Origin of the sequence: Bradyrhizobium sp. CSA112, from assembly GCF_029051645.1 — a bacterium.
GTDB lineage: Bacteria > Pseudomonadota > Alphaproteobacteria > Rhizobiales > Xanthobacteraceae > Bradyrhizobium.
Genome location: NZ_JAACFS010000016.1, coordinates 126,934 through 149,140, shown reverse-complemented (window position 1 = coordinate 149,140; position 22,207 = coordinate 126,934). Strand labels below are relative to the sequence as shown.

The window sequence follows — 22,207 nt, the reverse complement described above, 5'->3', positions numbered from 1 at the left end:
TGAGGGAATGATTGGCATGGCCCCGCGTTACCGTGAGCCTTTCGAGCCCGTCGCGCTAGGTCATAGCTTTCATCTGTAAAAGGAGATTCGCCATGAAGCCATCGACATTGCGAACTGCCTTTCTGGCGCTACTGCTGCTCGTCATCCCGGAGCGGCCCGAGGCGCAGGTGAAGACCATCGCCGTAGGCGGTACGGAGTTGGCCTACCTAGACATGGGCCAGGGGCCGCCGGTGGTGATGGTGCACGGGACGATCTCGGACTACCGCTGGTGGCAGGCGCAGATGGATGAGTTCTCTCAGCGGCATCGCGTCGTCGCTTATAGCCTACGCCACCATCATCCCAACGTCTCGACGGGCGATCGCTCCGACTATCTGCCCCGTACCCATGCGGCAGATCTGGCCGGGCTGATCCAGGCTTTGAATCTGGCGCGGGCTGACCTGATCGGCCACTCTTACGGCGGCTTCATTTCCCTGCTCGTGGCCCGTGATCGCCCCGAACTAGTGCGCAGCCTGGTGCTGGTCGAACCCGGCAGGCTCGCTGGGCTGATCATCGGCGCCGATGCCGAGGAAGCGAAGCCGATCCTAAAGGGTATTGGTGAGTCTCAGAAGCAGGTGTTGGAGCGGCTCGACCAAGGCGACGCCGATGAGGCGCTGCGGATCTTCGTTAACATGGTTCGCGGGCCTGGGACGTGGGAGGGGATGCCGAACGCTGTCCGTGCGGCGCGGCGCGACAACGTCCACACCCTCAAACCGACCATGACTAACCCCGCCGAGCGCTTCACCTGCGATGATGCACGGAAGATCGCGACTCCCACGCTCCTCGTCGGTGGCGATGTGAGCCCGCGGATCTTTCCGCTCATGCTCAACGGGCTCCAGCCCTGCCTTGCCCGCGTCGAGCGGATCACCATCTCCAAGGCGTCGCACGGCGTTTACCAAGACAATCCTGCCGACTTCAACCGGGAGGTGCTCGGGTTCTTGAAGCGGCAGTGAGAGAGCGCCGAGCAGACTGACCTTTTCGTGGAGCAGCCGACGAACTTCGTCGTCGTGATCAATCTGCGTCCGCCAAGGTCGTCGGCCTCGCGTTTTCACTGCTGCTGGGTGCACGCCGTCTGCTGCGGTGCATGAGTCTGGACTTGGCACCTTTGAGACATGCCGTCTGTTCTGACAATGTCCGTTCACCGGGGTAGACCGGAAGTCGCCGTGGCCTGGTCAAATAGACGCAAATGACCCTGATCGGACAAATTTTCTTTTGACACTCTGACAAGCGGCAGCTCGTTACGTTTGCCGTCCTTTCATGGCTCTAGCTGCCCGATCCCGAAGAGCGGATCGGCGCGCCACGTTTCAGCCGACGAAGGAGTGATCGAGCCAGCTCTTCGAAAGTCTCATAGCTTTCGATTTTACGTCGTTCGCGGGTCTTATCCATAAATCGCAGCCACGTCCCCTTCATAAAGCTAGAGCGCAGCAAGATGTGATCCAGGACTGTCCTATTATCCTCCCGAAGCCTTAAAGCAACGATCCACCCGGGGGGAGCGCCGATCTTACATCGCAATAGCCACTCCGGCTCCGTGTTCTGGCGGGTAGGCCGTTGCCACCTCGCCACCGCGAAACTGATAGTAAGCGCGCTATTTACCCGCACTCGCGCGGTCGGGACATCGACGTATGCCTTTACACCCTTCTTTCCGAACCTATCGCGAAGCTCTGCAGCGTTCTTTGCGTTGAGTGCAAGCCATCGGTTGTACGCCTCAAGGGCATCCCAGTGCCTCATGTCGGTGTAGCCGATCAAGCGGTAAGCGTTCCGAAGGGAGCCAAAATGCCTGTAGTAGCAGTCGTTACATGGCAGACCTGCAGCGTCGTCGATGATTCTTGCCGTCAATCTCCCTTTCTTCATCCAAAGCTTGCGGAGACGGACCAGCATCTCTTCCTCAGGGAGCTCGAAGCGGCGCCCCTTTCGTATCTCTCGCACGCGGAAAAACAAATCTCGGTCGATGATTGGCTCTACGCAGCCCTCGGTCCGAATCCAAAGCGTCGATGGATTATTGACCATTTTTGTACCGAGCTTCTTCGTCTTGCGATTATAGACGAGATTGCCGATGAAGGTTTCGTTCTGGAGGAGTCTTGCAACCTTGGCTCGGTTCCATGGACGACCGTTCTCTGTCAGGACGTTTCGCCGATTGAGCTTACGGACGATTTTCTCCTCGGATTTCACCTGCGCAAACTCTTCAAAAATCCACCGTACAATCGCCGTCTCATCTGGAGTGCCGGGCAGAACTTTGACATGCTCCGAAATCGGAGATTTCCATTCTCCAGGTTTGAGTATTGTTTTTGGCCGCGATTTCTCGTCGACAAGCAGCCGTTGTAGCCCATAGCCTACGGGGCCGCCCATCTTGAATCCTAGTCTTACCAGCCGGGATTGGCCCGCGTACACTTTCGCCGAGAGCTCGCGGCTGAACTCCGCCGCCATAACCCGCTTTATATTCTTCATGATGTGGGAAATTAGGCTGCCGTCATTTTCGAATTGCTCGGCGCAGTAGGCAACCTTTATGCCTGCCTGCTTGCAGATGAACTCATAGTGGGCACTTTCATCCACGTCCTGAAACCGGCCCCACCGGCTGACATCAAAGACTAGGACATGGCTGTAGTCTGACGATCCCGACCGCACGTCCTTGATCAATTGCGTCAATCCCAATCTGTTTTTGATCCGCAGCCCGCTCACACCTTCGTCACGGTAGGTTCGGACAATCGTCAAATGGTGGAGTTGCGCAAAGGTTGCGATGACCACCGCCTGATTCTCGATGGAGTATTTTTGAAGATCGGTTGACATGCGGACGTATTGCGCCGCGCGTAGAGCTTTTTGTGATAGGGGTAGACTATCCTTGTGAACGACAAGTGCGTTTGCCATGGCCTTTCTCCTTCCGCATAGCAACGATGCTACCGAAAGGGGTGTGAGGGCCACGAGAAATACTAATCTAATCAAGTAAGCGAAGCAGGGCATTTCCGTCGTTGGCCCTTCGTGTCGTTCGCTGCGCTGCACGCAATGACCGCAATTGAGGGCGAACCGGACTTCAATAAGGCATCGCGCAGCGGAACCCACCAACGAATCGTGATGGATCTTCGTTCGTTCAACGAGCGCCTCGCCAAAAAGAGGAGCTACTAACGAAACGGTTGGCCTGACATTGCGTTCAGCTCTTGACGCACGCGTGCCGGACCTGCTCGTGAGGAGGCGGTAGCGCCTTGCGATCGGAAAGGGACAAATCGGGTGCGACAGAATGCGAGACTAGCGTGACTTCTCAGTGGCAGTACCAGGTTAGGTTCGATCTGAACGATTCTGCCACGGCGGAATCGGTACGCCGAAAACTCCGTGTTCCGGCACTGGCGCCGCTGTTCGATATCCTCGCCGAGCGTCGCGCTGCGCTGAAATGCCAGTTCGACGCCTTTGCGGAGTATGTCGCCGCAGCAGAAGAGCACGGCGTCGAAAACTATCCGCTCTACCAGTGGACGAAGGCGACGATCGAGAATCCGGCGAAGAAGGAAAAGTATTTGAGATCCTTTACAGTCTACGTGGACGACCGGGAGGTCTATGCCAAGGAGATTGCTGATGCGCTGGAGGCGGACTTGCAGCCGCTCGCCACTAGCGGGCTCATCACGCGAATATCCAAGTACGATACCAATCCCGCCAACAATCCTCAGCCGCCGCAGGGCCCCCGCGAGCGGTAGCTAGCCCATCCGCGAGAGCGAACTGAATGCCGGCTCCTGGCACGTTGAGACATGTCCGTTTCCAGGGGGAAGACCGGAAGTAGTCGGCCGACGACCAAAATGACGCGATTGACCCATTTGAGACATTGGTCCAGCCGAGAGAGGTATTCATCAGGCCGGTGAAATCGGCTAGATTTGGCCCTAGCTCCTGAAGCGGACGTGCCGAAGTCTTTGCATGGGACAGCGGGTAGGTAACGTACCGCCGGCGGGCATCGCATTTCAATTAATCGACGTCTCCTTCTTGCCGGCGTGACTCACCCATCGCAAGTTCGTCTGCGCGCCAGCGCCCGACACGTTCACAACACCAGGAGAGTCAAATGCAATCGAGAACGCTCCTCTTGAAATACATCGTCCTCGTATCGGTAGCAGCCATGTTCTTTGTCGCGAATCCGTCATTCGCGCAGCAGAAAGGCGCGTCCTCTTCGGAGATGAAAACAAGAGAGGTGCGAGTTAATGGCCTTACACTCCATTACATTGAACACGGGCAAGGAACTCCGGTGGTGTTGGTGCACGGCACATTGGAGGATTACCGCACGTGGGATGGACAGCTTGAGGCGTTCTCGAGGGGATATCGACTAATCTCGTACAGTCGTCGGTATCACTATCCAAATGAATGGCCCAAAGATTCAACAGATTTTTCTGCCACCATCCATGCAAGAGACCTGGCTGCATTCATCAAGGCGCTTAATCTACCCCCGGTTCATCTCATTGGTCATTCGTATGGGGCGTTTATTGCTTTCCTGGTCGCACGAGATCACCCGGAAGCCATTCGCAGTCTGACGCTGGGCGGCCGGCTTTGGCAGTGGGCCATCACCGCCCGCACAATAATCGCGCTTGATTCGAAAGCAGGACTCACGGTTCGCCACCTAATTCGCTCACTCTAGCCAATCACATCGAACGGCGGGCGGTGAAGCACCTGTCGTTGCTCGTATCTTCACCCCTTGGCCAATGTCTTGGCCGCCCTAAATCCGATACGCATGACCAATGCCTCCCTCTTGATTGCGCTGATGGTATGCGTTGGTCCTTGAACCGACTGAAGGCACACATCGGGCAGTTCTTTTGTTGTTCGCGTGGCTACCTCATTGCAGAGAGAGCTCCACCGACCGTCCCGCCTCCCGTCGCAACTAGGAGCAGGCAAACCAGCAGCTTGAGAAGGGGTGGTGACAGCGGCGAAGAGCGGCCTGCCGCGAAAGCAGTAACCAAGAAGACCACCGGAACGGCCTCGGCGGCAAGCTGCGTAGCCTGTAGCGAAAAGCCGTCCGTTGGAACGACGATCAATAGTCGCAGCAAAGCTCCTGCGCCAAAAAAGAAGATCAAAGACTCCTGAATTTTCTCCGGCGTCCACGGCTGCCGGTACATCAGGTAGACCAGGGGTGGGCCCGGAGCCGAAAACATACCGCCCAGCAAACCGGAAATCGCGCCAGTCAGAACAAAGGCCGGCCGCGATGAAGCTTTTTCCAGCGGCTTGGCTGCCCGCCAGAGCAAGAAAGCAGACCCGATGATGCTGATACCAAGAAGCAGCTTCACCACCTGGTAGAAGGTACCTGCCAGCCAAGTCAGTAGCAGAGTGCCAACGGCGGCTCCCAGCAGACTGGATACCACGCCTGGCCACAACCACCGTTCGAAGTGCGGAGGAAAACGCTGATAGAGGAATGTGCAGGCGTTGACGAAAACCATCACTGTCACTGCGTTGACCGCGTCGGTTAAAGGTACGAGGTCCGTCGCTGAGATCAATCCGAGCAGGATCAGCGCCAGGGCGAAACCGGTGAGGCTCTGTGCATAGACTGCCAGCGCGACAAACAGTAGGAATACCAGATGGGTCCACATCGGTTTATGCCGCCGGCAGCTCGAGTACCTCGCCGACGAGACCGTTCCCGCGTTGCTGCGACCGCCCGAAGATCTTGCAACGAGCCATCGCGTCGAGCGGCGCGTCCCGCGCCTGGGTGAGGCGCCGTACGCATGTCGCATCGACGTCGCGCGCCGCGGCGGTCAACGCGGTTCGATCGACAAACGATCTCGGATCGAGACGGATTTCGCGGGCAGCGCGTAACAGCTCCGGCGAACCCGGCAGGATGCTTTCGGAAACGATGATCTTCATGACGGCCGACCGCGTACAGGGTTCGAGGGAGGATAGGGAGCTCGCCACAGCGAGCGAAATGCGATCAGACCGAGCACCGGGCCCAACGCGAGCCATGGCAGGAGCTTCGGCATGGCAATGGCCTCGGCGCAGCGCACAAACAGCTCAATGCTCGCTACCGTGATCGCAAATCCAACACAGTTCGCGAAGGTGAGCACGCTGCCGACCAGTTCGGGCGGCGCATTCTGTGCGGTCAGCGTCGAAAATTGGGGCGAGTCGCCTGCGGCAGTGGCGCCCCACAGCAGGAGCCAGCTCAGAAAAAGCGGCAGCGGAGCCCCAAGCATCAGCGGGCTGGCAAGCGCGCAGGCCCCGCTGATCGCAAGTTGGGTAGCAGCGACGCGAGCGCTACCGAAGCAGTGCACGAACATGCCGCCGCCGACGCAGCCGACCACACCGGCGGCGATCGCGCAGAAGGCCGCTCCGCTGACTTGGCTTCCGGCAAGCCTGGTCGCCAGCACCGAAGGCACCAGTACATAGAAAGTGTACAGCTCCCACATGTGTCCGAAATAGGCAAAGACGGACGCGCGGACGGCCTTGCTGGTCCAGATCACGGTCAATGCACGTGCGGTGATGCGATGCTGGGGCGCCGGCGACGAGGTGGTGGGCACGAAAAGCACCATTGCCACCCCACCAAGTGCTGCCAGGGTTGATACGCAGAGCAGCAAGGCCTGCCAGGAGAACGGAAAAGCGCTTCCCCCAAGCGCGCGTATTCCGTGCGGCAGCGCGGTTCCCAGCACCAGAGCACCAATCAGGATACCCATGACGGCACCCAGTCGGTCGCGATACCAGCTTGCCGCGATACGCATTCCTACGGGATAGATCCCGGCGAGCAGGAAGCCGACGGCAAACCGCAGCACGAGCAGCGTTTCCCATTGACGATCAAGAACTACGGTCAGCGCGTTCGCAGCCGAGCCAAGAACTGCACAAACCAAAAATACGCGAGTAGGGGCGAAGCGATCCGCCACCATCAGCAGTGCGAAAGCGAACGTACCACTGACGAATCCGACCTGAACCGCAGAACTGAGCGCGCCGACCGCGGTCGGCGGCAAGTTCCAGGCGTGCTGCAGATCGGGCATCACCGCATTGGCGGCAAACCACAGCGAGGTCGCGCTGAATTGCGAGACGACGATGACCGGCAGAACTTGTCGGGGTACGTCACTGATTCGCATTCAGGAGGCGCCAACGAGCATCGGCATTACGATCAGCTGCGCTTATATTGGAGCAGGCCGCCCGCGACTTTTGGCGGGCGAGCACGTATCGCCTCCTCGATCGGCTCGGTTCCCCAGCCGGGCCGCGTCGGCACGAGCAAGTGGCCGTCTCGAAATTCCGGCGCGTGCGTGAACAGCTCGTTTTCCCACGGCAGGCGATCGACATCGACTTCCATAATGTGCAGATTCGGAACCGCTGCCGCAAAGTTGGCGTTCATCATGGTGCAAAGGTCGCCGTAGAAATTATGCGGGGCCACATTTACATCGTGGGCGTCGGCCAGGGCCGCGATCTTCATGCTCTGCCAGACGCCGTTCCACACCGTGTCTACGATCGCGACATCGACTGCCTGTTTCTCGAAGTACGGGAGGAAATTCCGCACCCCGATGAGCGTCTCGCACGAACTGATCGGATGTGCGCTATGCTGGCGCACGTAAGCCAGGGCCGCCGGATTGTGGAGATCGATCTCGACCCAGAACATGTCGAGATCGGCGATAGCCCTCAAGAACTTGAGCAGGCCTTCCGGTTTTGCGTTGAAGTTGATGTCGATGAGGATGTCCATGTCCGGACCCCCACCTTCGCGTAACGCCTCAAGATGGCGGCGGACGTTGCGAATGAATTTCTTGTCGATCGGGAGTTCTGGCATGAAAGGAATGGCGAAACCCGCCCGCCACGCATAGGCAGGACCGTCTTCGTGGATGAACAGGTTCGTCTTCAGCGCGGTGAACCCGCGTTCACGCGCCTCCGCGGCAGTCCGCTTCACGCCTTCGAGATCGGTTACTGCCGGGGGATAGAAGGTCGGATGGTTGATCCGCCAGGTCGGGCAGTGCGACCAGTACACGCGTACCTTGTCGCGCAGCTTGCCGCCAAGCAATTCGTAACAAGGTACACCGAGCGCCTTGGCCTTGGCGTCCAGCAGGGCATTTTCCAGGGCGCCGATGCCTTCGCCGACCACGCTGCCTGGAGCTGGCCGCGTCAGGCAGCTGGCCAGCTGAAAGAATCGTTCGTGATCGTTCACGGGCTGGCCGACAAGGCGGTTCTTCAATTGCTCAATGACAGCCGTGACGCCCGGAGATCCAAATCCTTCGTCGTACTCGCTCCAGCCGGTGATTCCGGCGTCCGTGCTCAGCTTGACAAAATAGTAGTTGCGCCATCCTGCGTCGCAGATCAGCGTTTCAACGGAAGTAACTTTCATCGATGACCTGCTTTCACTCGCCGAATTGCTTGAAGGCGTCCATTGCCCGGACGGAGTAGACGTACGCAGCACCTGCATTTAGTGCGATCGCTGTGCCAAGCGCCTCCGCCAGTTCTCCCTCGGTTGCGCCGGCTTGGCGCGCCGCGGCGGCATGCGATGAAATGCAGCCGTCGCAACGCGTGGTGACCGCGACAGCAAGCGCTATCAGTTCGCGGGTTTTGGCGTCCAAATGGCCGTTTGCGCCTTGTGCTGCGTTCAGCGCCTGAAATGCCTGCACAAATTTGGGGTTGGCTTCGGTGAGCGTGGCGGCAGCCTTCCGGGTGTTGGCGAGTTGGACTTTCCAGTCATTCAGCATCGGGACCTCCGTATTTTGATAAGGATCATGGTTGCGGCGTCGCGCCGACAGCTCGGTGCTGCGGGCACGATCTCAATCGAGCACCATGTTCATCTCCTTGATGATCGTTTCCCAGCGGACGGACTCCTGCGCGAGGAAATCCGCGAACTCCTTGGGTGAGCTTTCGACCGGAGTTGCACCGAGTATCGTCAGACGGTCGCGGCTTTGCTGCGATTTGAGCGTCGCCGCGATGGCTGCACTTACTTTGGCGACGATCTCCGGCGGCGTACCGGCCGGTGCGAACACACCGTACCAGGACACGAGATTGAAGCCCCGGATCGTCTCTGCCGCCGGCGCTAACTCCGGGGCCAACGGTGACCGGTCGGGAGAGGTTATGGCGAGACCTTTCAGCCGGTTGTCCCGAATGAATGGAAGGGCCTCGTTCACGGCAAGAAAGTCCGTGTGCCCCGCCATCACGTCGGTGATCGCTGGAGCGCCACCCCTGTATGGCACGATCAAGACGTTCACGTCGGCACCGCGCTTGAACATCTCGCAGGCGATATGTCCGCTTGTACCCACGCCACTGGTAGCGCAGGTCAGCTGACCCGGTTTGGCCTTGGCGCGCGCAACGAGATCGGCGAGCGTGTTGATGCCGAGGCCCGGAGTGGCGGCAAAGTAGTTTGGCACGCTGGCCACCTGCGACACAGGGGCCAAATCCTTGCGCAGGTCGAATGGCTTCTGCCTGTACAGGTGTTCGTTGAGGACGTTCGCAAGTGCCCCAAGCAGAAATGTGTAGCCATCAGGCCTGGACTTTGCCACCGAGCTCGATCCTGACATTCCTCCGGCACCCGGCCGGTTCTCAACGATGATTGACTGGCCGAGGATCGGCTGCAGCCCGTCAGCCAGGATACGGGCCACCGCATCGGCGTTACCTCCGGCCGGGAAAGGTGCGACCAGAGTGATTATTCGTTCAGGCCAAGCGGCTGATGCGGTCGTCGGAATTGCGGCGACCAGAATCACGCATGCCCGCGCCATGAGACGCTTGAGTGCTCCCATCTCTTCCTCCCTTCGGCCTGCTCTTGATGGCAAGCCTTTCAAGGATGGTAAGATAGAAACCGTTGTCGGGAAAAACTGAAAGATTTTGGCCTGAGCATCGAAAGTGCTGATGCTCGCGGCAGAGCGTGCTACGTATCGCTTGTCTCCCAGCCGATCGACGGAGGGCAATTGTGCTACGAGCCTTGCGTGCTTTCCTTGCACTTCATCATCGCGGCACGATCGCTGCAGCGGCCGACGACGTGCACCTCTCGCCGGCGGCCGTGAGTGCGCAGTTGAAACTGCTTGAGGAAAGCTCGGCGTTGAGCTCTTCGTACGGACAAAGCGCTCGCTCAAGCTCTCGTCAGCGGGGCATCGCCTTATCCCGCTCGCCGAAAAAATGATGTCGGTCTACGAAGAAATGCTTCAGCTATCCGATCCGGACGCGGTGCAAGGCCCGATATCCTTGGGCGGCATTCACACGGTGCTACTCGGCATATTCCCTATCGTGCTCCGCAACCTGAAGGCCGAAGCTCCGCGCTTGCGAGTGAAAATCACGGGCGGCAACTCGCCAGACCTCATCGCACAGGTTGAGGCTGGTTTACTGGATGCGGCCGTCATCACCCACCCGCCGCACCCGTTATCTGACAAGTTGCTCGTTCATCATCTCTATTCCGAGCCGTTTGCGTTGATTCTACCCGAGGGCTGGGCATGTGCCAGCCTTGTCGAGACCCTGACGACTTCGCCCTACATCGCACTAGACCGCACCAATTGGGTGGGGCGGTCGATCGACGCGTTCTTCCTGCGCAGCGGCATCGACATACGCCCCGCAGTGGAGCTAAGTTCGCAGGACGCCGTGCTTACCTTCGTCAAATATGGGCACGGCGTGAGCGTGCTTCCAATTCTTCGAGGTGAGGCCCAGATCGTTGATCAACGTTTGCAGGTGGTGCCGATCCGCGGATTCGAACGCAATGTCTCACTTGTCGAGCGCAAGATTCATGCTCGTTCGCATCTCACGGCAAAGCTGCTGAAAAGCATCGTTGAGGTGACGATTGAGGATAAGACTACGAAAACCTGAGCGGCGCAACAGCGGCTGACAGCGTCCTCGGTTGATCAATCCTAAAGCCCGGATTTATGGGTTTTATGAAGTCCCTCCGCCAACTGCCTGGCTTAGATTTCGCCTGTATTGCAGTGGACTTATGCTCATTTCGGATCGAAACATGAATACGAATGCCGACGCTGATGAATATCCAAGACGCAGCGCAATCTCCGTGATCGGGAGATCACTGCCCAACAATTCGATGGACTTAAACAGGCGAAGACGCTGGCGCCAAGTGCGCAAGCTCATGCCGACCTCGCTCTCGAAGCGCCTGGTCAGCGTTCGCGATGACATCCCGATTTCGATACCCCACTTGTCGGTGTGGCGAGGATTGGCGGGATCGGCATAGAGGCTCTCACAGAGTGCAAGCAAAGCTGGGTGGTTGGGCCAAGGCAACGCTCCTGAAATCGGCGTCGCCCGTCGCAACTGATCGAGGATGAGCGCGGTAACGCGCGCGGCGTAGTGACGATCTTCTTTTTTGAGCGATGCGGCCTCTACGATGAGCGCACGGAGAAACGGGGACACGTGAATGACGGTCGTCCGGGGCGTTATGCTTGAGCTTCGATCATCTGCCACCCAAAGGCTCCGGAATTCCGCGCCCATGAGAGAGCCGACCGAGTGCGTCGTGCCGGTCGGCAGCCAGACGGCTTGCTCTGGAGAAATGACGACGCTCCTTCCGTTGGCGTTGACGGTGAGCGCGCCCGAAACCGCGTACACAAGCTGATTCCAAGTGTGACTGTGTTCGGCGAAGTAGCTTCTAGCAGCAAGCGACTGCACACGAATGATCATGGGCTTGGGAGGTCCAAGACCCTGCGGGGCCTGAAGCGGCTTCCAGCCAAAGTTTTTTGGCGATTGACGTTTCATCGACATAAATTGGCATTCTGTAGAAGGAAAGGCCAGCGATTTGTCCCTACTCTCAGATCGGTGATGGCGGTTGGTCTTGGCGGGGCCGTCAATGCGCCAAAGGCTAGGGAGAGAAAAATGAGTGTCAGTCGACGGAGAATCCTGGCGTCGGGAGCAGCGCTCGCGATCGGCGGCATGTCCTCAGTGAAATCCGGTGAGGCTCTGGCTGGCGCCGTGCCGCCTGACGTTCCCGAATGGATGCGTGAGCAGGGTGGGCCGATCCTGTCGCCAGCGTACGGACTGCCGTCGAAATTCGAGAAGGATGTCGTTCGACGCATTCGGGAGCCTCGCGCCACCGACACTGAGGCCTTCAGCGTTACGCCGTTGCAGAACCTTCACGGTATCATCACCCCGAACGGGCTGGTCTTCGAACGTCATCATGCCGGCGTGCCCGAGATCGCGCCCGATCAGCATCGCTTGCTGATCCACGGCCTGGTGGACCGGCCCCTGGTCCTAACGATGGATGATCTCTTGCGGTTTCCAGCGGTCACTCGTATCCACTTCCTGGAATGCTCCGGAAACAGCTCCACTGAATGGAGAAAATCCGGCTACCATTCCGTTCAGCGCACGCACGGGCTGATGTCCTGTTGCGAGTGGACTGGGGTGCCCCTCTCAACAATCCTGGGCGAGGTCGGGCTGAAGCCGGATGCCAAATGGATCCTGGCGGAGGGCGCCGATGCGGCCGCCATGACGCGCAGCGTGCCGATCGAAAAAGCACTCGACGATGCGCTGATCGTCTATGCGCAGAACGGAGAGATGCTCCGGCCCGAGCAAGGCTATCCCGTTCGGCTGTTCCTTCCGGGCTTCGAGGGAAACATGTCGGTGAAATGGCTGCGTCGCCTGAAGATTGGCGATCGTCCATGGCATTCGCGAGAGGAAACCGCGCGTTACACCAACTTGCTGGCCAACGGCAAGGCTTACCAATTCGCATTCGAGATGGACGTAAAGTCCGTCGTGACCTTCCCGAATGCGGATCGCAGCTTCAAAGCCCCGGGGTCTTACGAAATTTCGGGAATCGCCTGGTCGGGGCGCGGCCATGTCACGCGTGTCGACGTTTCGGTCGATGGCGGTGCCACATGGCGCCGGGCCTCGCTTCAGGAGCCCGTCCTCGACAAGTGTCTGACTCGCTTCCGGCTGCCGTTCAGCTGGCAGGGCCAGCCCCTGGAGATCCAGAGCAGAGCTTATGACGACAAGGGCTGGATGCAGCCCACCCGTTCGAGCTTGATTGCCGCGCGGGGAACAAATCCCCGGTACCACTTCAACGCAATTCAAGGCTGGAAAGTCGCTGCTGATGGAGTCCTCACCAATGCGAGCACTTAACGTCTGCGTTGCCGTTGCCTTGTTCTTCTTCGCCGGTTCTGCGCTCGCGCAGCAAGCGCGGCTCAGCCTCGGAACGCCGGCAACTCCGGAACAGATCCGTGGGTGGGACATCGACGTGCGGCCGGATGGAGCAGGGTTGCCGCCGGGGAAGGGGAGCGTCGAGCAAGGTGAGAAGATCTATGCCGAACAATGCGCCGCCTGTCATGGCGAGAAGGGACAGAATCCGGCGAAAGGTTTCGACCGCCTCGTGGGCGGCAAAGGCACGCTTGCGACACCAAAGCCCGTTCAGACGGTTGGCAGTTACTGGCCCTACGCAACAACGATCTTCGACTACGTCAATCGGGCCATGCCATTCACGGCGCCGAACAGTTTGACAGCGGACGAAGTCTATTCGGTCGTGGCCTACCTGCTGTACGTTAACGACATCGTACCGCGGCAAGCGGTCATGGATGCGCAGGAGTTGAAGAAGGTGAAAATGCCCAACGCGGACGGCTTCATTCCCGATGGGAGACCCGACACCGACGACCTGAAATGCAAGGCGAATTGCAAATAGGCGGATGGTGAAAGGGAGCGGCACACGTCAAAAATCATGAACCACCTGATGATTGCGGCCATTGCATGTTTTATCGGTGCTAGCTCATATGCCGTGGCGCATGAGAGCGACGGGAAACTCGGCAACGTCAGCTTCCCCATATCGTGCAAAGGGGAGCAGGCGAAATTCGACCGCACCGTCACCCTCATGCACAACTTCTATCCAGAGACGTCGAAAGCATTCCAGGAAATCATCCGCAACGATCCGGATTGCGGCATTGCCTATTGGGGCCTCGCGACGAGCTATCGTCCGAACCCGCTCGTTCCGCCTTTCCCCGTTGCAATATTTTATGCTCTCTCGCTGTTAGAGACGATCGATTTGTCGGACAAAACGTACGGCAATCAGCTGAAAGCTGCCGGGATCCTCAACGCGCAAGCTAAGGATCATCCGAAGCATCCGGGGATCACCCATTATCTGCTCCATAGCTACGATTTCGCTCCGCTCGCCGCGATGTGCTTGGACACTGCTCGTCTCTACGACAAGATAGCGGCCAATTCGTCCCACGCGCTGCATATGCCGTCCCACATCTATTCGATGCTCGGCATGTGGGATGACTCGATCCGGTCGAACCTCTGAGGCCTTAACGAACGGGTATGCCGCAAAGGCGTATCCCGGCGCCACCGACGCGCAGGTACCTCACAATCTGAATTTTCTGATGTACACTTATGGACCGGCCGCTTCTGGCGGATTGCGTTGAAAAACTCGACCAATAGGCCGTTCGTAACGATGCCAAGAGGCAGGCGCGCGCGGCCTCTACTGTGCTTTAGGCGGGCTGCAGCGCAGGGCTCGGGATCAGCTTTGCGAGCTTCCGGAGATTTTGGGCGGTGGCCGCCAGGAGGAACTCGTCTTGGGCACCCAATGGGCCTCTCAGCCTGAGACGGTCGAGCCGCAGGATGCGCTTGAGGTGCGCGAAGAGCATTTCAATCTTCTTCCGTTCACGCCGCGACGTCACGTAGGCATGGGTCTTGGCGATCTCGCGCGCAACGTCTCGAGCCTTTTCGTGGATTGAGCGTGGGACCTTGCGGGAGGGCATCTTCAGACAACACCGGGGCTTGAGTTCGCAAGCATCGCAGTCATGTTTGCTGGCCCGGTAGAGCAGCGTTGTCCCATCGTTCACAAGGGTGCCGGTGGAAGTCAGCACCTTGCCAGCTGGGCAGATGTAAACGTCGCTCTGTTGATCGTAGGCGAAGTCTTCCCGAGAGAACGTCCCGTCGGCACGCCCTGATTTATCGAAGACCGGAATGTGCGGCTCGATCGCGCGCTCGTTGACCAACCACGCCAGCATCTCCGCTGCCCCGTAGGCAGTGTCGGCTACAACGCGCTCGGGACGGAGCTCAAGGCGCTCTTCGGTACGCTCAATCATAGTGCGCGCCGCACCGACCTCGGCCTGCCGGATCGCTCGCGTCGCCTCGACGTCGACGATGATCGCGACCTTCAGGTCGATCAGATAGTTGTTGGCGTAGGCAAAGAAGGCATGTCCTTTGTGAGCGCCGGTCCATTGCGCGGCTGGGTCCGACTTGGCAATGAACTTCGGCACTGTGTCGCTCGCCGCGCCCCAGGCCGCTTCATCCAGCGTATCGAGATACTCCCGGACGGATCGGCGCGTCCTCGCAACGGTCTCCCAGTCAACCTCATCAGTTCCAGCAACAGCGCGCTGCTTGTTAGCGTCGGCGGCAATCAAGCTGGCATCGACCGCAAAGGCGGCGCCGTCGACTAATCCTTCTGCGATGCAGCGCTGGACCACCGTCTCGAACAGCTTTCGCAGCAGATCGCAGTCCCGGAAGCGGCCATGCCTGTTCTTGGAGAAGGTCGAGTGGTCCGGCACCTCGCCCTCAAGACCGAGCCGACAGAACCACCGGTAAGCGAGGTTCAAGTGCACTTCCTCGCACAAGCGCCGTTCGGAACGGATGCCGTAGCAGTAGCCAACTAACAGCATCCGCACGAGCAGGTCGGGATCAATCGAAGGCCGGCCAGTGCAGCTGTAGAATGGCTCCAGGTGCCGTCGGATGCCCGATAAATCCACGAACCGGTCGATCGATCTCAGCAGGTGGGTAACAGGAACGTGTCGCTCAAGGGAGAACTCGTAGAACAGCGCCGCCTGATCAATCTGCCGCTGACCCATCATCGATTCGGCCCTCCCGCCCAACGGACGGAGTGAATCAGCGAAGCCGCTCGGCTTCAACGGTCGAGTTTTTCAACACAATCGGCGCAAAGCGGCCATTCGTTGCAAGCAATCATGAGCGCGTCACGAATGGAACGATGGCGAGAAGTTCAGCTCGCCGCTCGATCAAAAGAAAAAGGCCGGCGGGCATTACGCCGCCGACCTTGTCTTGCAACTGCCGGCTCGCGGGTCCGGTTCCGTTGCTTTGCATTCCGTCTTGCTGGATTGGTAGCGCCGAGCGCCGGCTGACGCCATTGCACGCAGGCGTGGTCCGGCCGAACCGAGGTAGGCTTCCACTACGCAATTGGAATGGAGACGGCTATCCTTTGGTTTAGGCGCGCGTGCGATCGTGCTCTTCAGTCCGCAACAATAAGGCAGCAGACGCCAGGTGCAAAAGAGCTTACGGTCTTCATCGGCGATTGGCGCAGCCGTTCGCTGGAAAACGACATGTGGGAGGGACCGATGGCTTCGATGATTATTCATCACAGCGTCCGTGATTATGCAGCATGGCGTCCGGGCTATGACGCCCACGAATCGAGCCGGGTCGCGGCTGGAATCACTGACTGCCGCGTCTACCGCAACGCGGAAGACCCTAACGACATTGTAATCGTAGCCAACGTGTCGGACCTGGCCAAGGCGCGCGCCTGGACGGCGAGTGATGATTTGAAGACTGCGATGCAAAAGGCCGGTGTGCTGGGAGCGCCCACAATTCATTTGATCGGCTGATACTCTCGGTAGGCCTTGTCCAGGTCGGTCAACTTTGGTTGACGATACCGGCATTCAGCCTTCTCCAACGTCCGGAAACCGCCCCTGGCAAGCGGCCCAAGCCCTGCGGCTCGGACGTCCGGTCCGGGGTCAGAAGACGACATCGGCGAGCGGTTACACCCAATGGGATGAAGAGGCCCAACAACACCATTCGGCCCGCCCTCCGCGTCACTCTATCGCGAGCGCCATACTTTATGCCGATTGGCCTTCTGGCTCGTCTAAGAAGGGTGTTCGCGATCGGCCGCTCTTGGCGCGAAGCGGACGTTAGTTGCTTTCGACCGATAAGAACGTCGCAAGAGCTTATCGGTTCGCAATCAAAGCGGGCATCGGCTCGACGCGGCCGACTGCCGGCGTTGTTGACCAGCGTTCCGCTCGGCCGGCAGCTGAGTGTCTCTTCTTAGTCGGCACGCGCGCAGCCATTGCCTCAGATTTTGCGAGACTGATCCTCTGCGAGGGCTGCTTCTTTATTTGGAAACGGCTGCCAAGTTATTGGAATTGCTAGAGGGTGTTTTGACCATTTTTTCCAAATGCGTCTTGAAATCGCTGAATAATCAAGCGGATTTTGATTCCGCCATTCGGAGGTTCGATCCCTCCCGCCCCAGCCATTTGATATTGCTCATCTAATCACCTTTTTGGTTGCTTCATTCTGAATGGCGCGAGTCCGCTGCCCATTGCCGGTGCAAGTGACGCAGTCATCGGCGGGCCATAGCTGGCCTTACCGTAGCGGAACCATCGTGACGGTGGACGGTGGTCGCTCCTACCGCTCCTAGGCAGTGGCCGGGCAGGGGACCATTCCATCCGGCAAAACAACATGCCCTGCGGTAGCGGGCCCGGAGGAGTAGCGGCCCATCTACTACTTCGGAGCGGATTATCGAGACTTTCCGTTAAGAGGGCGGCTCTCTGACGCTTCGGCACTACTCACGGTGGCGTAGAGCGTCGACCAGCAGGTCGAACGCCGCTGAAGATTGGCGACTGATCGGATAGTAGAGATGATAGCCCGACCAAGGCACACACCAATCTTCGAGTACTCTAGCGAGATTTTCGTTCGCAATGTGTGGCAGTGCCAAGTCCTCAGGCACGAAAGCAAGGCCGAAGCCGGCCACCGCAGCTTCGAGCACCTCGAAAATGCTGTTGAATACGAGCTGGCCTTCGACGCGCACTTTCACCTCATGCCCATCTCTTTCGAGCTCCCAGGCATATAGTCCGCCGTAGGTCGGAAGACGCAGATTGATACATTTGTGGTCGATCAAATCATTGGGCGCCGCCGGCGGAGGGCGATCTGCGAAGTATGATGGCGCGCCGACGACCGCAAAGCGGACGTCGGGTCCGATGCGAACCGCAATCATGTCTTTGGCGACCTGTTCTCCCAGACGCACACCCGCGTCGTACCGTTGGTCAACGATGTCGACGTTGCGATTGTCCAGCGTGATCTCGACCTTGATGTCCGGATGGCTCGCTAGAAGTTTTGTCAGTTTAGGCCAGACAATCGATCGAACCGGGTGGTCGCCGGCCGTGATCCGTACAGTGCCGGCGGGTCTATCTTGAACCTCGCTTAAGGACGCAAGCTCTGTCTCGATCTTATCAAGTCGTGGCGCAACAGTTCGAAGCAGGCGCTCTCCAGCCTCGGTGGGACTAACGCCCCTGGTGTTGCGGGTCAGTAGCCGAACACCAAGGCGACTCTCGAGTTCACGGATCGTGTGACTAAGGGCGGACTGCGACACGCCGAGCTTCGCAGCAGCTCTTGTGAAACTGCGTTCTCGGCCCACCGCCTTGAAGGCCCTGAGGTCGTCAAGGTAGCCTCGATGCATCTATCGCCTTTTGCTCGTGAGCCTGCGCGGCGGCGCACCGCTGCTCTCGTCCGCCGCGCGCAGATTCGGCAAGCACATGTTACGCGTTTGTGGGGTGCCGATCAGCCCATGTCTCCAAACTTGATCTTGGACAGCGGCAGGCTGCGAATTCGCTGGCCGGTTAGAGCGGCGACTGCATTTGCGACAGCCGGCGGCACGCCGGGCAGGCCTGGCTCGCCGATGCCACCCATGGGAGCGCCACTCTTGACGATGCGCACATGCACGCGCGGCATCCGGTCCGGCGGGAGGATCGGATAGGCGTCGAAGTTGCGCGCTTGTGGCACGCCCTCGGCATAAACGACCTCTTCCAACAGCGCAGACGAGAGACCAAGCGCAACGGCAGAATTGACCTGCGCTTCAATGATGCCGGGATTGACGATGCTGCCTGGATCGATCGCCACCCAGACATCATGCACCATGACGGTACCATCCTTCAGCGAGACTTCTGCGATGGTCGCGACCTCGCTCCCGAACGGCGACGCCATGGCGACACCGCGCGCTCGTTTGCTGCCATCAGCCGCCGAGAAGGGGCCGCGCTTCCAGCCGCCCGAGAGATCGCCGACTGCTTCGAGCAGCGTCTTGTGGCGGGGCTTGTCGGCCAACAGCCGCAGGCGAAGCTGATAGGGATCCTGCCGACCGGCATCGGCAAGCTCGTCGAAGAACGTCTCGTAGAAGAAGTCGTTCATGGAATGGCCGACCGAGCGCCAGAACCCGATGACGTTAGGATCATCGACAAGGACATGAGCGACACGGCGGTTGGCAATCGCGTAGGGCTTGTTTGCGATTCCCTCGACGGCCGAACGGTCGGCGACGCCCGGCTTGCGGCCGAACCAGCGATCGACCGGTCCTTCGCCAACGGCTTCTGCCTCGAGCGCCACGGGGATGCCATTCGCATCGAGGCCGCCCCGGAAACGCGCAAAGCCCATCGGGCGCAGCGCGTCGCGCAAGAACTCTTCCTCGCGACTCCAGATGATCTTGACCGGGCGTCCCACGGCCTTCGCCAGCAAGATGGCCTGGGGGAATGGATTGGCCGTGTCGTACAGGAAATGCCGGCCGAAGAAGCCGCCCAGCAAAGGCGAATGGATTTTCACCTTTTCGGGTGTGATGCCGGCGACCTTCGCCGCCGCGGTTTGGAACAGTTCGGGCGCCTGGTTAGGCAGCCAAAGATCGAGCGTGCCATCTTCGTTCCAGCGCGCGATCGCTGACGGCGGCTCCAATTGGCCATGCGCCAGATAGGGCGCATCATATGTCGCAGACACTACGCGCGCTGCGCTGCCGAGCGCAGCGGCTGCATCGCCCACTGTCTCCGCAGAAATGCCCGGCCCGGGAGTGGCTTCCAGGAGTGCCTTGCGTCCTTCCGACGAGAAATCGGCAGGCATCAGCCGCTGTGTGCCAGACGCGGAGTCCGTCCAGGTGACCTGGAGCGCTTCGACCGCGCGACGAGCATGCCACCAGCGGTCGGCTACCACGGCCACAGCACCGGACAGGCGGTGGATGGAATGCACGCCGGGCATGCCCTTCACCTGGGTCTCGTTGATGAGCCCGGCAGGTTCGAGGCCGCGGCGGGGCGCGTGCTGGACAGCAGCCTGCAGCATGCCGTCAATCTTGAGATCAATACCGTAGGTGGCCTTGCCGGTGGACTTGTCGCGCGCGTCAAGGCGCGCAACCGGCTTGCCGATCCAGCGGAAATCCTTTTCAGAACGAAGCGTCACCTCTTGTGGCACGGGCAAGGCCGCGGCGTCTGCAGCCAGTGAGCCGTACTCGATCGTGCGGTTCGAAGTAGCATGGCGCACGCGTCCAGGCTCGGTGGACAGGCTCGCGACCGGCACGCGAAGGCGGGCGGCCGCGGCCTGCAGCAGCATCTGCCGGGCGGAGGCGCCGACGCGACGCATCGTTTCGTAGCTCGATCGCACGGAGTAGCTTCCGCCAGTGAAGCGGCGACCGTTAACGACCAGATAATCGGTGCCGGGCGGCGCGCATTCCACGGTGAAGCTGGCTGGGTCTGCGTCCAACTCCTCGCCGACGATTTGCGCCAACGCCGTGGAGACGCCCTGGCCTCCTTCGACGAAGGGACTGCGCAACAACACGCTGTTGTCGGCGCGGATTACCAGAAAGGCCGACACGCGCGGGGAGGTTTTGGCAACCGGGGCGGTGCTCTGCGCGAGCGCCTTGCTCCCGGGCAGCATAGCGCCAAGTACGAGGGCGCCAACCGAGGCGCCGAGAAAGTCGCGCCGCGAAAGGTTCACTGGCCGTCCTTCCGGCAAATCGATAGCGGGGCAGAAATCGTGATTCATGCTGTTCATGACGGCCCCTCAACCCTGTGCAATCTGCCGGACTGCGGTGGCTATCGCGTTGTAAGTACCGCAGCGGCAGAGATTGGTCATGGTTGCCGAGATGTCCTGATCGTTTGGCTTGGGATTCTGCTTCAGGAGGGCGGTCGCAGCCATCACCTGGCCGGACTGGCAATAGCCACATTGCGGCACCTGGTTCGCGACCCAGGCTTCCACGACGCGGCGGCCGATCGCATCCTCGGTGATGGCTTCGATCGTGGTGATGGATTGCCCGGCGACGCTGCCGACGGGCGTGACGCAGGACCGCGTCGCCTGACCGTCGATCAGCACCGTGCAGGCTCCGCATTGGGCGATGCCGCAGCCATATTTGGTGCCGGTCATCCCGAGTTCGTCGCGGATCACCCAAAGCAGAGGCGTATCGTCCTCTGTCTCCACCTGATGGGTTTTGCCATTAATGGTCACTTGCATCGAAAAGCTCCTCGGATTTCTCGGCAACATGACGCGAGGGCAAGAACCCAAACGCAGCGGCCGGTGAGAAGCTACATTTAGCCTAAGTTGCGGCGTCGAATTAGCCAGCTACGTTCGCATGGACTTATGAGCAAGTTTGATTAATCGCCCACTTCGCGATCTCCTAGTCGCGATAACGCAGCGCATCCACCAGCAGCGCAAAGGCTGCCGAGTGTTGTCGGCGGCTGGGGTAATAGAGGTGATAGCCCGAATACGGAAGGCACCAATCTTCAAGGACCCGCTTGAGTCGGCCCTTGGCGACATAGGGTTTTGCCCAACCCTCGGGCACATAGGCTAGACCCATTCCTGCAAGTGCGGCGTTCAACATTTGGGCGGTTGTGTTGTAGGTCATCTGACCTTCGACGCGCACCTTCAGTTCGCGACCGCCTTTTTCAAACTCCCAGGCATAGAGCCCGCCATGGGTGGGCAAGCGCAATGTGATGCAGTTGTGGCCGATCAAATCCTGCGGTCTCTTCGGTGGTTGTCGATCCTTGAAGTACGATGGAGCTCCGACGACCGCCATGCGCATGTCCGGTGCAATGCGCACGGCTATCATATCTTTTTCGACCTGCTCACCGCTTCTCACGCCGGCGTCAAACCCTTGTGCGACGATATCGATCAGTCCGTAGTCAATGATGATCTCGATCTTGATGTCAGGGTATTTCGGCAGGATGTTCGTCAGCTTCGGTAGCAGAACTGTGTCCGCGGCATATTCGGTGGCTGTGATTCGAATTGTGCCCGCCGGCTTGTCCCGAAGCTCCCGTATGGCGGCAAGCTCGGCTTCGATCTCCTCGATCCGAGGGCCTGCGGTTCGAAGCAGGCGCTGGCCCGCTTCCGTCGGCGCCACGCTCCGCGTCGTTCGCGTCAGTAGCCGGACGCCCAGGCGCGCCTCGAGTTCACGGATGGTGTAGCTCAGCGCCGATTGTGAAACGCCGAGTTTGGCTGCCGCGTTGGTAAAGCTTCGCTCCCGCGCGACCGCCACGAAGGCCAGAAGGTCGTCGAGCTTGCCGGTCTGCATTTATCAATTCCGTTCATAAGTTCATGCCGATTATAGCGGCTAGTCGCT

General features: G+C 59.6%; 21 protein-coding genes. 8 read left to right on the top strand and 13 right to left on the bottom strand.

Going from position 1 to position 22,207, the window contains the following annotated elements:
• Positions 1–92: 92 nt before the first annotated feature.
• On the top strand, positions 93–989 hold the full coding sequence (locus GWE18_RS24585; RefSeq protein WP_275188271.1) for an alpha/beta hydrolase: 897 nt from the start codon (positions 93–95) through the stop codon (positions 987–989).
• A gap of 310 nt (positions 990–1,299) precedes the next feature.
• Here the strand turns inward: GWE18_RS24585 and GWE18_RS24580 are convergent, their stop codons facing one another.
• Complete coding sequence (locus tag GWE18_RS24580; RefSeq protein WP_275188270.1) at positions 1,300–2,898, bottom strand: recombinase family protein; 1,599 nt, start codon at positions 2,896–2,898, stop codon at positions 1,300–1,302.
• 380 nt (positions 2,899–3,278) lie between these two features.
• Here GWE18_RS24580 and GWE18_RS24575 point away from each other — a divergent pair, with 380 nt between their 5' ends.
• Positions 3,279–3,713 (top strand): hypothetical protein, encoded by a 435-nt coding sequence (locus tag GWE18_RS24575; RefSeq protein WP_275188269.1) that lies wholly within the window; start codon positions 3,279–3,281, stop codon positions 3,711–3,713.
• 356 nt (positions 3,714–4,069) lie between these two features.
• A complete protein-coding gene (locus GWE18_RS24570; protein WP_275188268.1) occupies positions 4,070–4,636 on the top strand; it encodes an alpha/beta hydrolase in 567 nt (188 codons plus the stop codon).
• A 190-nt stretch (positions 4,637–4,826) separates the two neighbouring features.
• On the opposite strand, the gene GWE18_RS24565 is transcribed toward GWE18_RS24570, so the two are convergent.
• The 6 genes from GWE18_RS24565 to GWE18_RS24540 form a co-directional block, all read right to left on the bottom strand.
• Positions 4,827–5,579 (bottom strand): TSUP family transporter, encoded by a 753-nt coding sequence (locus GWE18_RS24565; protein WP_275188267.1) that lies wholly within the window; start codon positions 5,577–5,579, stop codon positions 4,827–4,829.
• Between the two features lie 4 nt (positions 5,580–5,583).
• On the bottom strand, positions 5,584–5,850 hold the full coding sequence (locus GWE18_RS24560) for a hypothetical protein (protein WP_275188266.1): 267 nt from the start codon (positions 5,848–5,850) through the stop codon (positions 5,584–5,586).
• Positions 5,847–7,058 carry an MFS transporter gene (locus tag GWE18_RS24555; protein ID WP_275188265.1) on the bottom strand — a complete coding sequence of 404 codons (1,212 nt, stop codon included), beginning with the start codon at positions 7,056–7,058 and terminating at the stop codon, positions 5,847–5,849. The genes GWE18_RS24560 and GWE18_RS24555 overlap by 4 nt, the downstream gene beginning before the upstream one ends.
• 32 nt (positions 7,059–7,090) lie before the next feature.
• Positions 7,091–8,290, bottom strand: a complete 1,200-nt coding sequence (locus tag GWE18_RS24550; protein ID WP_275188264.1) for a mandelate racemase/muconate lactonizing enzyme family protein — start codon at positions 8,288–8,290, stop codon at positions 7,091–7,093.
• A gap of 13 nt (positions 8,291–8,303) precedes the next feature.
• Positions 8,304–8,645, bottom strand: a complete 342-nt coding sequence (locus GWE18_RS24545; protein ID WP_275188263.1) for a carboxymuconolactone decarboxylase family protein — start codon at positions 8,643–8,645, stop codon at positions 8,304–8,306.
• Positions 8,646–8,717: 72 nt separating this feature from the next.
• Positions 8,718–9,680: a tripartite tricarboxylate transporter substrate binding protein gene (locus GWE18_RS24540; RefSeq protein ID WP_275188262.1), complete on the bottom strand. Its 963-nt coding sequence runs from the start codon at positions 9,678–9,680 to the stop codon at positions 8,718–8,720.
• Positions 9,681–10,059: 379 nt separating this feature from the next.
• On the opposite strand from GWE18_RS24540, the gene GWE18_RS24535 reads away from it, so the two are divergent.
• Positions 10,060–10,734, top strand: a complete 675-nt coding sequence (locus GWE18_RS24535) for a LysR substrate-binding domain-containing protein (protein ID WP_275188261.1) — start codon at positions 10,060–10,062, stop codon at positions 10,732–10,734.
• 63 nt (positions 10,735–10,797) lie between these two features.
• On the opposite strand, the gene GWE18_RS24530 is transcribed toward GWE18_RS24535, so the two are convergent.
• Complete coding sequence (locus GWE18_RS24530; RefSeq protein WP_275188260.1) at positions 10,798–11,625, bottom strand: helix-turn-helix transcriptional regulator; 828 nt, start codon at positions 11,623–11,625, stop codon at positions 10,798–10,800.
• Positions 11,626–11,682: 57 nt separating this feature from the next.
• On the opposite strand from GWE18_RS24530, the gene soxC reads away from it, so the two are divergent.
• The 3 genes from soxC to GWE18_RS24515 are packed head-to-tail and all read left to right on the top strand — an operon-like array spanning position 11,683 to position 14,146.
• The gene (gene soxC / locus GWE18_RS24525) at positions 11,683–12,978 is read left to right on the top strand and encodes a sulfite dehydrogenase (RefSeq protein ID WP_275188259.1); all 1,296 of its coding nucleotides are present in this window, start codon (positions 11,683–11,685) and stop codon (positions 12,976–12,978) included.
• A 19-nt stretch (positions 12,979–12,997) separates the two neighbouring features.
• Complete coding sequence (locus tag GWE18_RS24520) at positions 12,998–13,531, top strand: cytochrome c (protein WP_342804285.1); 534 nt, start codon at positions 12,998–13,000, stop codon at positions 13,529–13,531.
• A 36-nt stretch (positions 13,532–13,567) separates the two neighbouring features.
• Entirely contained in the window at positions 13,568–14,146 is a 579-nt protein-coding gene (locus tag GWE18_RS24515; protein WP_275188257.1) for a hypothetical protein, read from the top strand.
• A 187-nt stretch (positions 14,147–14,333) separates the two neighbouring features.
• Here GWE18_RS24515 and GWE18_RS24510 read toward each other — a convergent pair whose 3' ends face one another.
• The gene (locus GWE18_RS24510; protein WP_275188256.1) at positions 14,334–15,695 is read right to left on the bottom strand and encodes an IS1182 family transposase; all 1,362 of its coding nucleotides are present in this window, start codon (positions 15,693–15,695) and stop codon (positions 14,334–14,336) included.
• 498 nt (positions 15,696–16,193) lie between these two features.
• On the opposite strand from GWE18_RS24510, the gene GWE18_RS24505 reads away from it, so the two are divergent.
• The gene (locus tag GWE18_RS24505) at positions 16,194–16,457 is read left to right on the top strand and encodes a cyclase (RefSeq protein WP_275188255.1); all 264 of its coding nucleotides are present in this window, start codon (positions 16,194–16,196) and stop codon (positions 16,455–16,457) included.
• 953 nt (positions 16,458–17,410) lie between these two features.
• Here the strand turns inward: GWE18_RS24505 and GWE18_RS24500 are convergent.
• From GWE18_RS24500 to GWE18_RS24485, 4 genes are all read right to left on the bottom strand, one after another.
• Positions 17,411–18,304 (bottom strand): LysR family transcriptional regulator, encoded by an 894-nt coding sequence (locus GWE18_RS24500; protein WP_275188254.1) that lies wholly within the window; start codon positions 18,302–18,304, stop codon positions 17,411–17,413.
• A 101-nt stretch (positions 18,305–18,405) separates the two neighbouring features.
• A complete protein-coding gene (locus GWE18_RS24495; protein ID WP_275188253.1) occupies positions 18,406–20,646 on the bottom strand; it encodes a xanthine dehydrogenase family protein molybdopterin-binding subunit in 2,241 nt (746 codons plus the stop codon).
• A gap of 9 nt (positions 20,647–20,655) precedes the next feature.
• Positions 20,656–21,102: a (2Fe-2S)-binding protein gene (locus tag GWE18_RS24490; RefSeq protein WP_275188252.1), complete on the bottom strand. Its 447-nt coding sequence runs from the start codon at positions 21,100–21,102 to the stop codon at positions 20,656–20,658.
• Positions 21,103–21,265: 163 nt separating this feature from the next.
• A complete protein-coding gene (locus tag GWE18_RS24485) occupies positions 21,266–22,159 on the bottom strand; it encodes a LysR family transcriptional regulator (RefSeq protein WP_275188251.1) in 894 nt (297 codons plus the stop codon).
• Positions 22,160–22,207 lie beyond the last annotated feature (48 nt).